Raw genomic sequence first — 12,224 nt, 5'->3', positions numbered from 1 at the left:
AGCGGGCGAGCCCGCGAATGGTCCAGCCCCTACCTCAAGGCCTGCGCTCGAAGTTCTTGGCCGCTGCTGCCGCCAGGTCCGGCGGCAGGAAGTCCTTGTCCGGGTTGTAGTCAGGTTTCAGGTAGCGCTTCAGGTCCTGCAGGTCTTGCGGGCTCAGGGTGCCGGCTGCCTGCTTCAGGCTCAGGTTGTCGAGGATGTAGTCGTAGCGGCTATTGTTGTAGTCGCGTACCGAGGTGTACAGCTGGCGCTGGGCATCAAGCACGTCGACGATGTTGCGGGTACCGACCTGGTAGCCGATTTCGGTGGCTTCCAGCGCGCTCTGGTTGGAAATGATCGACTGCTTGCGCGCCTGTACCTGTTCCACATCGGTGTTCACAGCGCGGTGCAGGTTGCGGGTGTTTTCCACGACCTGGCGGCGCAGGCTTTCACGCTGTTGCTCGCTCTGGCTCAGGCGCTGGTAAGCCTCGCGTACCTGCGAACTGGTCAGGCCGCCGCTGTAGATCGGGATGTTCAGTTGCAGGCCAACGCTGGTCTGCTCGACGTCGCCGCTGTAGCGCACCCCCAGTTGCGATGGGTTGGTGAAGCCAAGGCTGTCGTTGTCACCCTTCTGGTACTTCGCCACGGCGTCCAGGGTCGGTGCATGCCCGGCCTTGCGCTGACGCAGGGTCTCTTCTGCGGCAGAAACCGCGTAGTTGGTGGCCAGCAGGTTGAGGTTCTGGCGCCCGGCGGTTTCGACCCAGGCTTTGGCATCGTTGGGCGTTGGCACTTGTACCGGCAGGCTATGTACCACGCCCTGGATAGCGGTGTACTCACGGTTGGTCAGGGTCACCAGGGCCTCGAAGGCATCCTGCACCTGGCGTTCGGCAATGATCCGGTTGGCCCGTGCAGTGTCATAACTGGCTTGGGATTGCAGCACGTCGGTCTTGTCCGAAAGGCCCACGTCGAAACGCTCGTTGGACTGATCCAGCTGGCGCTTGAAGGCGGCTTCTTCTGCCTTGGTGGCGGCCAGGTTGTCCTGGGCGCGGAGGACGGCGAAGTAGTTTTGCGCGGTTTGCAGAATCAGGTTTTGCTCGGTCGCCGACAGCTCCAGTGCTGCCTGTTCGTTGACTGCTTCGGCGGCTTGCAACTGGAACCAGCGATCAGCGCGGAAGATCGGCTGAGCCAGGGTCGCGCTCCAGGAGTTGCCGCTGCGATTGGACGTGATGGATGGCTCGTCCAGCTTGGTGCGGGTGTTCATCATCTCGGCACCGGCCGACAGGTTTGGCAGCAACCCGGCGCGGGCCTGCGGCACCACTTCGCGGCGCGCCCCGTAATCGGCGCGTGCTGCAGCCAGGTCGGCGTTGTTGTCCACTGCTTCCTGGTAGACGCTGACCAGATCGGTTTTGACTGTCGAGGGCACGTCCGCTGCCCAGACCACTCCGTTGGACGCACAAGACACGGCTATCGCCAGTGAGAGTTTGCGCAGCATAGAGGCAATCCTTGTACGAAATTTAATTACTGAACTGTTGAGTATCGAGCGATGGGCCAGTGTAGTGCCATGCGCACCCGGCAACAATCGCTCGGTGTGCCTTTCATCATCCGCGCATTTACCTGCTTGGCTTTGCTGACCACTCCAGTCTAGACTGCGCATGTTCTTGTCGGGGTGCCTTGAAGCAAAGGCTGAGATCGCAGAGGTGCGGATCCCGTTGAACCTGATCAGGTTAGCGCCTGCGTAGGGAACAAGATTGCTCGCCTTCCCGGGGAGCCTCTTGTGCCAGGTCCGGGATTGTCACAGCTGCATACAGCTTCAGGCACCCCATGTCCGGCACTGCACCCAAAGAGGGTGCGTCCGCGCGTTTCAGGTTCACCCCGACATTCCACTGCTAGGAAGCCGTCAGGAGAGCCTGTGATGACCAAACAAGAAAAAGCGATCAACCTCAGCGAATCGGCACAAGTCGATCAGCAGTCCGTGCAACCGTTCCCGCGTTCGCGCAAGATTTATGTCGAAGGCTCGCGCCCGGACATCCGCGTTCCCATGCGTGAAATCAGCCTGGATGACACCCCGACCGATTTTGGCGGCGAGTCCAACGCCCCGGTGCTGGTGTATGACACGTCTGGCCCGTACACCGACCCCGACGTGATCATCGACGTGCGCAAAGGCCTGCCCGATGTGCGTTCGGCGTGGATCGAAGCCCGCGGTGACACCGAGCGCCTGGAAGGCCTGAGCTCCGACTTCGGTCAGCAGCGCCTGAACGATGCAGAGCTGGCCAAGCTGCGTTTCGCCCATGTGCGCAACCCGCGCCGGGCCAAGGCCGGCGCCAACGTCTCGCAGATGCACTATGCCCGTCAGGGCATCATCACCGCCGAAATGGAATACGTGGCCATCCGCGAGAACATGAAGCTGCAGGAGGCCCGCGCCGCCGGCCTGCTGAATGAGCAACATGCCGGCCACAGCTTCGGTGCCAACATCCCGAAAGAAATCACCCCTGAATTCGTCCGCCAGGAAATCGCCCGTGGCCGCGCGATCATTCCGGCCAACATCAACCACCCGGAAGTAGAGCCGATGATCATCGGCCGCAACTTCCTGGTGAAGATCAACGGCAACATCGGCAACAGCGCCCTGGGTTCCTCGATCGAGGAAGAGGTGGCCAAGCTGACCTGGGGCATCCGCTGGGGCTCGGACACGGTCATGGACCTGTCCACCGGCAAGCACATCCACGAAACCCGCGAGTGGATCATTCGCAACTCGCCGGTGCCGATCGGTACCGTGCCGATCTACCAGGCCCTGGAAAAGGTCAACGGCGTGGCAGAGGACCTGACCTGGGAACTGTTCCGCGACACCCTGATCGAGCAGGCCGAACAGGGCGTGGACTACTTCACCATTCACGCCGGTGTGTTGCTGCGCTATGTGCCCCTGACCGCCAAGCGGGTCACCGGCATCGTCAGCCGCGGTGGCTCGATCATGGCCAAGTGGTGCCTGGCGCACCACAAGGAAAACTTCCTGTACACCCACTTCGACGAAATCTGCGAAATCATGAAGGCCTACGACGTCAGCTTCTCGCTGGGCGACGGCCTGCGCCCTGGCTCGATTGCCGACGCCAACGACGCCGCGCAATTCGGTGAGCTGGAAACCCTCGGCGAGCTGACCAAGATTGCCTGGAAGCACGACGTGCAATGCATGATCGAAGGCCCCGGCCACGTGCCGATGCAGTTGATCAAAGAGAACATGGACAAGCAGCTGGAGTGCTGCGACGAGGCGCCGTTCTACACCCTCGGCCCACTGACCACCGACATCGCGCCGGGTTACGACCACATCACCTCGGGCATTGGTGCGGCGATGATCGGCTGGTTCGGTTGCGCCATGCTCTGCTACGTCACGCCGAAGGAGCACCTGGGCCTGCCGAACAAGGACGACGTCAAGACCGGCATCATCACCTACAAGATCGCCGCGCATGCCGCCGACCTTGCCAAGGGCCACCCGGGTGCACAGATTCGCGACAATGCCCTGTCCAAGGCGCGTTTCGAGTTCCGTTGGGAAGACCAGTTCAACCTGGGCCTCGACCCGGACACCGCCCGTGCTTTCCACGACGAGACCCTGCCGAAGGAATCGGCCAAGGTCGCGCACTTCTGCTCGATGTGCGGGCCGAAGTTCTGCTCGATGAAGATCACCCAGGAAGTGCGTGAGTACGCTGCCAAGATCGAGGCCGTGGATGTGACGGTCGAGCAAGGCATGCGTGAGCAGGCCGAGCGGTTCCGCCAGGAAGGCAGCCAGCTGTACCACAAAGTCTAAACCGCAGCACCTTACCCTGTGGGAGCGGGCTTGCCCGCGAAGCAAGCACTGCGGTGCATGGCACCGGCTTTGCCGGTGTTCGCGGGCAAGCCCGCTCCCACAGGGTGGTGTATGCCACTTAACATCACTCCTGCGGACATGACCATGACATCACCCAGCCAGTTCTCTCCCGACCATCCAATCCCCATCCAGCAGCGCATCTTCGGTGCTCGCGACCTGTTTTCACTGTGGTTTTCCCTCGGCATCGGCCTGATGGTGCTGCAGGTCGGCGCCATGCTGGCGCCAGGCCTGGGCCTTGCTGGCGCGGTGCTGGCCATCGCTCTGGGCACCGGTGTCGGTGTGCTGTTGCTGGGGGCGGCGGGGGTTATTGGCAGCGACACCGGGCTGTCCGCCATGGGCACCCTGAAACTCAGCCTGGGCAGCCATGGCGCGCGCTTGCCGGCGCTGCTCAACTTGCTGCAACTGGTGGGTTGGGGCGCTTTCGAGATTATCGTCATGCGCGATGCTGCCAGCTTGCTGGGTGCGCGAGCGTTCGGTGAGGACAGTGCCTGGAACAGCCCCATGCTCTGGACGCTGTGCTTCGGTGCCCTGGCCACCCTGCTGGCTGTCAGCGGGCCACTGGCCTTCGTACGCAAGGTGCTGCGCGCCTGGGGCATCTGGTTGTTGCTGGGCGCCTGTCTGTGGCTGACCTGGAACCTGTTCGCCAAGGCCGACCTGGCGGAGCTGTGGAACCGTGCCGGGGATGGTTCGATGTCGCTGGCGGTTGGCTTCGATATCGTCATCGCCATGCCGCTGTCCTGGCTGCCGCTGATCGCGGACTACTCACGCTTTGCCCGCAATGGCAGGCATGTGTTCGGCGGTACGGTAGTGGGCTACTTCATCGGCAACACCTGGCTGATGAGCCTGGGCGTGGCGTACACGCTGGCGTTCGCCGCCAATGGCGAAGTCAATGCCTTGCTGCTGGCCCTGGCGGGCGCCGGCATGGGGATTCCGCTGCTGCTTATTCTGCTGGACGAGTCGGAAAAGGCCTTCGCCGACATCCACTCGGCGGCGGTTTCCACCGGTGTGCTGCTACCGCTGAAGGTCGAGCACCTGGCGTTGGCCATTGGCGTGTTGTGCACCCTGATCGCCCTGTTGGCGCCACTGGCACAGTACGAAAACTTCCTGTTGCTGATCGGTTCGGTGTTCGCACCGCTGTTCGGCGTGGTGTTGATGGACCACTACGTGGTCCGTCGACGCCGTCTGCCAGCACAGGTCAATGGCTTGCACTGGCAGGCGTTGGTGGCCTGGTTTGCCGGGGCGGTGGCCTATCATCTGATTGCCGCCAAGGCGCCTGAACTGGGCGCTACCCTGCCCGCATTGCTGCTGGCAGGTGTGCTGCATGGGCTGCTAAGCCTCAGCCGCGGCCGGGAAACAGTTCAGGCTTGAGTACGCCATTCAGGCGCGGGTAGGGGATCTTCAGTTCCACGTGGCCCATGGAGTAGGGCGCGATGGCATAGACCTCGTACTTGACCACTACCGCGCCGTACGTCAGGGCGACGTGCGGCGATTTCTTGAACGGCCAGGTCTTGACGAACTCGGCATCCTTGTCCATACCCACGCTCATCAGCCAGGCACGGTGCGATTCTTCGACGGTTTTCCAGAAGGTGTCTTCCTGGCCGGGCACCAGCATGTCCTGCAGGGTCAGCACCTTGTCCAGTTTGCGTGAATAGTTGATGAAGCCGCGCCCGGGCATGCCGTGGGCGCCACCGCTGTCCAGGTAGCTGGACAGCTCGATGATCACCAGCCCGTCATGCTGCTCGCGTACCTTGGCTTGCAAGTAGCTGCTGTTACGTTTGTCGGCATTGGCCAGATATTGCTGTTCGTAGGCCTGCAGGGTGCCTGGTGCGGTGCCATGCTGATTGTCTTCGGTCAGTTGCAGCAGGCGTTTTTCGACGATGCCGTCGAGCTTGGGCAGGGCCGGGAAGTGGATCATGTCGATGTTCACCAGCGGGCAGTCGCTCTCGCTGCAGCCGGGTTTGACATGCTCCCAGGCGTCGCGCTTGACCTCGAGCGGGGCCCGGTAGTTGGGCGTGAACAGGCTCTGGCAGGCGCCCAGAGCGAGTGCCAGCACGGCCACGGAAGTCAGTTTGACAAGTGTCATGATGATCCTTGCAGAACAGGGAAAAGTCGGCCTTTGACCGTCTGCGCGGCCTTCGGTTCGCCACTAAGCTAACAGAGTGAAGGGCTACTGTCCCGAGTGCGCCAGCGGTTGCTGGAAAGGGATGAAACCAAAAGGCGTGCGGAGTAGGATGGCGCGAAGCAGTATTCGAGGTAATGAGGATTTCCATGTCAGACGCGTTGAACGCCGTGCCCAAGGGCTTCGAAATCATCGAGCGGGCCAATTGCTTCCAGGGCTTTTACAAGCTCGACAAGTTACGCCTGCGCCACGAGCTATTTGCCGGGGGCATGGGGCGCGAGATCAGTCGCGAACTGTTTGTGCGCCACGATGCGGTATGCGTGCTGCCGTACGACCCTGCGCGCGACGAAGTGGTGCTGATCGAACAGTTCCGCGTGGGCGCACTGGACAAGGTCGCCAACCCTTGGCTGATCGAGATGGTTGCCGGGCTGATCGACAAAGACGAGCAGCCCGAGGAAGTCGCCCATCGCGAGGCTGAAGAAGAAGCCGGCCTGACCTTCAGCGCCCTGTGGCCGATGACCCGCTACTTCCCGTCGCCTGGCGGCAGTGACGAATACGTTCACCTGTTCCTCGGCCGTTGCAGCAGCGAGGGCGCGGGAGGGCTGCATGGCCTGGAGGAAGAGGGCGAAGACATTCGTGTACGCGTGTGGGCGTTCGAGGATGCCCTGCAGGCGGTGCGCGACGGGCGCATCTGCAATGCGGCCACCATCATTGGCCTGCAATGGTTGGCGCTGAACCGTGACGAAGTAAGAGGTATGTGGAAGTGAACCTGCTGCGCGAGCGCTATCGAGTTGACCTGGTCGGGCTGCAGGCAGCCTGCGAGGCCAACTATGCCCGGCTGATGCGCTTGTTGCCCGACATGCGCACCACCCAGAGCTCGCGCCGCATCGGCATGACCCAGGGTGACCAGATGCTTGGCGTGCTGGTGCTCGACGTGGTGCTGGCCTGCCCGTATACCACCACCCTGCATGTGCGGCAGGAACACAGCCTGCCGTGGTTGCCAGTGCCACACCTGGAAGTGCAGGTGTATCACGATGCACGCATGGCCGAAGTGGTCAGCGCCGAACACACCCGGCGCCTGCGCAGCATCTACCCGTATCCGAACGACGCCATGCATCAGCCGGACGAAAAGGCCCAGCTCAACCTGTTCCTGGGTGAATGGCTCAGCCACTGCCTGGCCTGCGGCCACGAACTGGCAAGTGTTCGCTGAATTGTGACGTGAGTCGGTTGCGGGTGTTTGCTCGTCACCGTCGCACAGCCATAATTCCCGCTGAATCCATTCGAGGAGATGGCCGTTGTCGCCGCCAGACCAATCCCGCCCCGTGCATGTGGTGCAACTGACCGATGCCCACCTGTTCGCCGACCCGGCTGGCAGCATGCTGGGCCTCAAGACCCGAGACAGCCTGCGCCACGTGGTGGCCCAGGTGCGGCGCGAGCAGCCGCTTGTCGACTTGCTGCTGTGCACGGGCGACCTGTCCCAGGATGCCAGCGTGGCATCCTATGAAGCGTTTCGGGAGCTGACCGCACCGTTTGGCGTACCCACTCGCTGGCTGCCGGGCAACCATGACGAGGCTCAGGTGATGGCGCAGGTGGCGCCGGAACTGGTGCAGGCGGTGACCGATATCGGCGCGTGGCGGGTGGTCATGCTCAATACCGCCGTGCAGGGTGCTACCCACGGGTTTCTGCAAGATGACCAGCTGGCCGTACTGGAAGCCGCCTTGAAAGAGGCCGGCGAGCGGCATTGCCTGGTGTGCTTCCACCATCAGCCAGTGGACATCGGATGCGCCTGGATCGCGCCGATCGGCTTGCGCAATGCCCAGGCGCTGTTCGATATCGTTGAAGGATATCCACAGGTACGGGCTTTGCTATGGGGGCATGTGCACCAGGAATGGGATGAGGTCCGAGAGGGGAGGCGCCTGTTGGCCACGCCGTCGACCTGCATTCAGTTCGCGGCGCGCAGCGAAGACTTCCAGGTGAGCGAAGAGCATCCGGGGTACCGCTGGTTGCGCCTGCATGCCGACGGGCGGCTGGAGACCGGGGTGGAGCGGGCGCTGGATTTCGAGGTGAAGCTCGACTTCGATAGCCCAGGGTATTGAGCAGGCCGCGTCGGCCTGCCGGAAATGTATTGCGAAATCCGTGGCACTGCGTCAAAACCCGGCGAACGCGCTACACTGCGCGTCCCTGCGCCCGCATTATCAGGCGCGAAGCCACAGATTCCGGGGGCAGCATGTCGGGTTCCATCCTCTATATCCATGGCTTCAACAGCTCGCCGCTTTCGACCAAGGCGCGTCAGCTGGAGGCAGTCATGCAGCAGCTCGGCCTGGCCGACCAGCTGCGAGTGCCGGCCCTGCACCACCACCCACGGCAAGCCATGGTCCAGCTCGAAGCGGCCATCGCCGAACTGGGGGCGCCACTGCTGGTGGGCAGTTCGCTCGGCGGCTACTATGCCACCCATCTGGCTGAGCGCCATGGCCTCAAGGCCCTGCTGGTCAACCCGGCGGTAACCCCGCACAAGCATTTCGACGGTTACCTGGGCACCCAGCGCAACCATTACAGCGGTGAAACCTGGGAGCTGACCCACGATCACGTGCAGGCCCTGGCCGAGCTGGAAGTCGCGGCCCCGGCCGATGCCGACCGCTATCAAGTGTGGCTGCAGACCGCCGATGAAACCCTGGACTATCGACATGCCGAGCGCTATTACCGTGCTTGTGCCCTGCGTATCCAGGCCGGTGGCGATCACAGCTTCCAGGGCTTCGCCGAGCGCCTGCCGGCACTGCTGGCCTTCGCCGGCATTGCCCGTGGGCAGTATGCGGCGCTCGATTTTTCTGTATTTTGACTTTTTTGCATTCACCAGACTGACGACGAGACCCTATGGCCAATCCCAGCGCTAGCGCCTATAACGCAGACGCCATCGAAGTCCTCTCGGGCCTTGATCCGGTCCGCAAGCGGCCGGGCATGTACACCGATACCAGCCGCCCCAACCACCTGGCCCAGGAAGTCATCGACAACAGTGTCGACGAAGCACTGGCCGGCCACGCGCGTTCGGTGCAGGTCATCCTGCATGCCGACCACTCGCTAGAAGTCAGCGACGACGGCCGCGGCATGCCGGTGGACATCCATCCGGAAGAGGGCGTGTCCGGGGTCGAGCTGATTCTCACCAAGCTGCACGCCGGCGGCAAGTTCTCCAACAAGAACTATCAGTTTTCCGGCGGCCTGCACGGGGTGGGTATCTCGGTGGTCAACGCCCTGTCGACGCAGGTGCGTGTGCGCGTCAAGCGTGACGGCAATGAGTACCAGATGACCTTTGCCGATGGCTTCAAGGCCAGCGAGCTGGAAGTGGTCGGCTCGGTCGGCAAGCGCAACACCGGCACCAGCGTGTACTTCAGCCCCGACCCGAAGTACTTCGACTCGCCCAAGTTTTCCATCAGCCGCCTCAAGCACGTGCTCAAGGCCAAGGCGGTATTGTGCCCGGGGCTGCTGGTCAGCTTCGAGGACAAGGCCAGCGGCGAAAAGGTGGAATGGCACTACGAGGATGGCCTGCGCTCCTACCTGGTCGACTCGGTCAACGAATTCCAGCGCCTGCCCGACGAGCCGTTCTGTGGCAGCCTGGCGGGTAACAAGGAAGCGGTTGACTGGGCTTTGCTGTGGCTGCCCGAAGGCGGCGACAGCATTCAGGAAAGCTACGTCAACCTGATCCCCACCGCCCAGGGCGGCACCCACGTCAACGGCCTGCGCCAAGGCTTGCTGGATGCCATGCGTGAGTTCTGCGAGTTCCGCAACTTGCTGCCGCGCGGGGTGAAGCTGGCACCAGAAGACGTTTGGGAGCGCATCACCTTCGTACTGTCGATGAAGATGCAGGACCCGCAGTTCTCCGGGCAGACCAAAGAGCGCCTGTCATCACGCGAGGCCGCCGCGTTCGTCTCCGGTGTTGTCAAGGATGCTTTCAGCCTGTGGCTCAACGCCCACCCCGAACTGGGCATGCAACTGGCAGAACTGGCCATCAGCAACGCCGGGCGCCGCCTCAAGGCCAGCAAGAAGGTCGAGCGCAAGCGCATCACCCAGGGCCCGGCATTGCCCGGCAAGCTGGCCGATTGTGCGGGCCAGGACCCGATGCGTGCCGAGTTGTTCCTGGTCGAGGGTGACTCGGCCGGTGGTTCGGCCAAGCAGGCGCGGGACAAGGAATTCCAGGCCATCCTGCCGCTGCGCGGCAAGATCCTCAACACCTGGGAAGTGGACGGTGGCGAAGTCCTGGCCAGCCAGGAAGTGCACAACATTGCCGTGGCCATTGGCGTCGATCCGGGGGCAACCGACCTTGCGCAGCTGCGCTATGGCAAGATTTGCATCCTCGCCGACGCTGACTCCGATGGTCTGCACATCGCCACGCTGCTGTGTGCGCTGTTTGTTCAGCACTTCCGGGCACTGGTCGAAGCTGGGCATGTTTATGTGGCCATGCCGCCCCTGTACCGCATCGACCTGGGCAAGGAAATCTACTACGCCCTCGACGAAGCCGAGCGTGACGGCATCCTCGACCGCCTGGTGGCCGAGAAGAAACGCGGCAAGCCGCAGGTAACACGCTTCAAAGGCCTGGGCGAGATGAACCCGCCGCAGTTGCGCGAAACCACCATGGACCCGAACACCCGGCGCCTGGTGCAGCTGACCCTGGACGACGTAGAAGCCACCTGCGAGCTGATGGACAAGCTGCTGGCCAAGAAGCGCGCCGGTGACCGCAAGAGTTGGCTGGAAACCAAGGGTAACCTGGCCGAGGTCATGGTTTGATTCGGCAAGTACTTGCCGTTTGCCTGACGCTGGTTGCCCTGCCTTGTCTGGCGGGCAACTGGCCAGAGCTGAAGATGACAGCCGAGCACCCGATCGACGGTATGCGCGGTGGCAACCTGTCGGGCCTGGTGGAATGCCGGGGCGGGTTGTGGGGCGTGTCCGACCGTGACGACGACCGTATCTACCGCTTCGATCAGCAGAGCCCGACCTGGCGCGCGCAGCCGCTTACCTTCACCCCGCCGGCTGTCCCTGAAAGCGGCCTGCCATGGGGGTTGAAGTCGCGCAACTGGGCGGCATCGTACATTCGCGGTGGCGAGCTGGATTTCGAAGGTATCACCTGTGATCAGGCGGGTAACCTCTATCTGGTCAGCGAGGCGCATGCCGCGGTGCTGCAATTGCCGCTGGAAGGCGAGCCGGACTGGTTGAGGATCGACTCGGCCATGGTGCGCCAGGCCCGGGCAAGCGGCATGCTGCTGAACTTCAATGCCCTGTTCGAAGGCCTGGCGATCAACCCGGCGGGTGACCGCCTGTGGCTGGCTGCCGAGCGTGAGCGCCGTGGCCTGGTGGCCATCGAGCGCCAGCAGTCGGTCTGGACCTGCGGGCGTGGTTGCGTGCTGCTGAGCGAGGCGGGGGTCGAAATGCAACCCGCACAGATGCCCAATGCCAGGGCACTGTCGCGCGACTTCGCTGACCTGGCCTGGTTCGAGGGCAAGCTATTTACCCTCGAACGTAACGCCTACCGGGTGTGCCGACGTGATGTCGACAGTGGCAAGGTTGAGCGTTGCTGGTCGTTCGCTGCAGATGCGCTGGTCGAGTCACGGCGCTACGCGCAGCCGTTTGGCCTGGCTGAAGCACTGGTGATCGATGCCAAGGGCGCCTGGATTGGCCTGGACAACAACAACGGCGCCCGTGCCGACGGTGAAACCCGCCCGGTCGTCTGGCGCTTCGACGCACCGGAAGGCGGCTGGAGCGCCAAACCATGAGCCAGGCGCCGGGCAAGCGCGCGGGCAAGTTACTGATGATCGTCGCCTGGGCGGCGGCGCTGTTTCTTGCCACGCGCTTTTTCGGCCAGTGGGAAGACAGCCAGCGTAACCCCAACCGCCAGGTGCAATCCGAGCATGGTCAAGGCTTTATCGAAGTGCGCCTGCTGAGTAATGGCCAGGGCCACTTCGTGGTGGATGGTGCCATCAACGGCCAGGTGGTGCATTTCATGCTCGACACCGGCGCCACCGACGTGGCGATCCCGGAGGCGTTGGCTCATGAACTGAGCCTGGAGCGCGGTAGCCCGGTGCTACTGAGCACCGCCAACGGCCGCACCGAAGGCTACCGCACGCGCCTGACCAGCCTGCAACTGGGCGATATCCGCCTGCAGAACGTGCGCGCCATCGTGGTGCCGGGCCTGGATGGGTCCACCGTACTGCTGGGTATGAGTGCCCTGCAACAACTTGAATTTACCCAGCGCGGTGGCACCATGCTGCTGCGCCAGAACCTGAAATGACG

11 protein-coding genes and 1 riboswitch are annotated in these 12,224 nt (G+C 63.0%); of the genes, 9 read left to right on the top strand and 2 right to left on the bottom strand.

Features of this window, described 5'->3' with window-relative positions:
- Nucleotides 1-34: 34 nt before the first annotated feature.
- On the bottom strand, nt 35-1,468 hold the full coding sequence (locus tag ACF8FG_RS07735) for a TolC family outer membrane protein (RefSeq protein ID WP_019437565.1): 1,434 nt from the start codon (nt 1,466-1,468) through the stop codon (nt 35-37).
- A 160-nt stretch (nt 1,469-1,628) separates the two neighbouring features.
- Nucleotides 1,629-1,735: riboswitch (TPP riboswitch) on the top strand.
- 153 nt (nt 1,736-1,888) lie between these two features.
- On the opposite strand from ACF8FG_RS07735, the gene thiC reads away from it, so the two are divergent.
- Both thiC and cytX read left to right on the top strand, forming a co-directional pair.
- On the top strand, nt 1,889-3,769 hold the full coding sequence (gene thiC / locus ACF8FG_RS07730; protein ID WP_019437566.1) for a phosphomethylpyrimidine synthase ThiC: 1,881 nt from the start codon (nt 1,889-1,891) through the stop codon (nt 3,767-3,769).
- Between the two features lie 144 nt (nt 3,770-3,913).
- Nucleotides 3,914-5,197, top strand: coding sequence for a putative hydroxymethylpyrimidine transporter CytX (cytX, locus tag ACF8FG_RS07725; protein WP_041167102.1), 1,284 nt, complete (start codon nt 3,914-3,916; stop codon nt 5,195-5,197).
- On the opposite strand, the gene ACF8FG_RS07720 is transcribed toward cytX, so the two are convergent.
- The gene (locus ACF8FG_RS07720) at nt 5,166-5,912 is read right to left on the bottom strand and encodes an RsiV family protein (RefSeq protein WP_019437568.1); all 747 of its coding nucleotides are present in this window, start codon (nt 5,910-5,912) and stop codon (nt 5,166-5,168) included. The genes cytX and ACF8FG_RS07720 overlap by 32 nt on opposite strands.
- Nucleotides 5,913-6,097: 185 nt before the next feature.
- On the opposite strand from ACF8FG_RS07720, the gene ACF8FG_RS07715 reads away from it, so the two are divergent.
- The 7 genes from ACF8FG_RS07715 to ACF8FG_RS07685 all read left to right on the top strand — a co-directional run bounded on the left by ACF8FG_RS07715 (nt 6,098) and on the right by ACF8FG_RS07685 (nt 12,222).
- Nucleotides 6,098-6,715, top strand: a complete 618-nt coding sequence (locus ACF8FG_RS07715) for an NUDIX domain-containing protein (RefSeq protein WP_003249478.1) — start codon at nt 6,098-6,100, stop codon at nt 6,713-6,715.
- A complete protein-coding gene (locus ACF8FG_RS07710) occupies nt 6,706-7,158 on the top strand; it encodes a DUF1249 domain-containing protein (protein WP_003249480.1) in 453 nt (150 codons plus the stop codon). The genes ACF8FG_RS07715 and ACF8FG_RS07710 overlap by 10 nt, the downstream gene beginning before the upstream one ends.
- An 85-nt stretch (nt 7,159-7,243) precedes the next feature.
- A complete protein-coding gene (cpdA, locus tag ACF8FG_RS07705; protein WP_014592606.1) occupies nt 7,244-8,044 on the top strand; it encodes a 3',5'-cyclic-AMP phosphodiesterase in 801 nt (266 codons plus the stop codon).
- 131 nt (nt 8,045-8,175) lie between these two features.
- Entirely contained in the window at nt 8,176-8,784 is a 609-nt protein-coding gene (locus tag ACF8FG_RS07700; protein WP_003249484.1) for a YqiA/YcfP family alpha/beta fold hydrolase, read from the top strand.
- Between the two features lie 35 nt (nt 8,785-8,819).
- The gene (gene parE, locus ACF8FG_RS07695; RefSeq protein ID WP_003249486.1) at nt 8,820-10,724 is read left to right on the top strand and encodes a DNA topoisomerase IV subunit B; all 1,905 of its coding nucleotides are present in this window, start codon (nt 8,820-8,822) and stop codon (nt 10,722-10,724) included.
- Nucleotides 10,721-11,707 carry an esterase-like activity of phytase family protein gene (locus tag ACF8FG_RS07690; RefSeq protein ID WP_014592604.1) on the top strand — a complete coding sequence of 329 codons (987 nt, stop codon included), beginning with the start codon at nt 10,721-10,723 and terminating at the stop codon, nt 11,705-11,707. The genes parE and ACF8FG_RS07690 overlap by 4 nt, the downstream gene beginning before the upstream one ends.
- Entirely contained in the window at nt 11,704-12,222 is a 519-nt protein-coding gene (locus ACF8FG_RS07685) for a TIGR02281 family clan AA aspartic protease (RefSeq protein ID WP_010955495.1), read from the top strand. Before ACF8FG_RS07690 ends, ACF8FG_RS07685 begins: the two co-directional genes overlap by 4 nt.
- Nucleotides 12,223-12,224: the final 2 nt, after the last annotated feature.

The organism is Pseudomonas sp. YQ_6 (assembly GCF_043103245.1).
Classification (GTDB): Bacteria; Pseudomonadota; Gammaproteobacteria; order Pseudomonadales; family Pseudomonadaceae; genus Aquipseudomonas; species Aquipseudomonas alloputida.
Note: the sequence above shows the minus strand (reverse complement) of the source record. Positions and strands in the feature narration are given on the sequence as shown.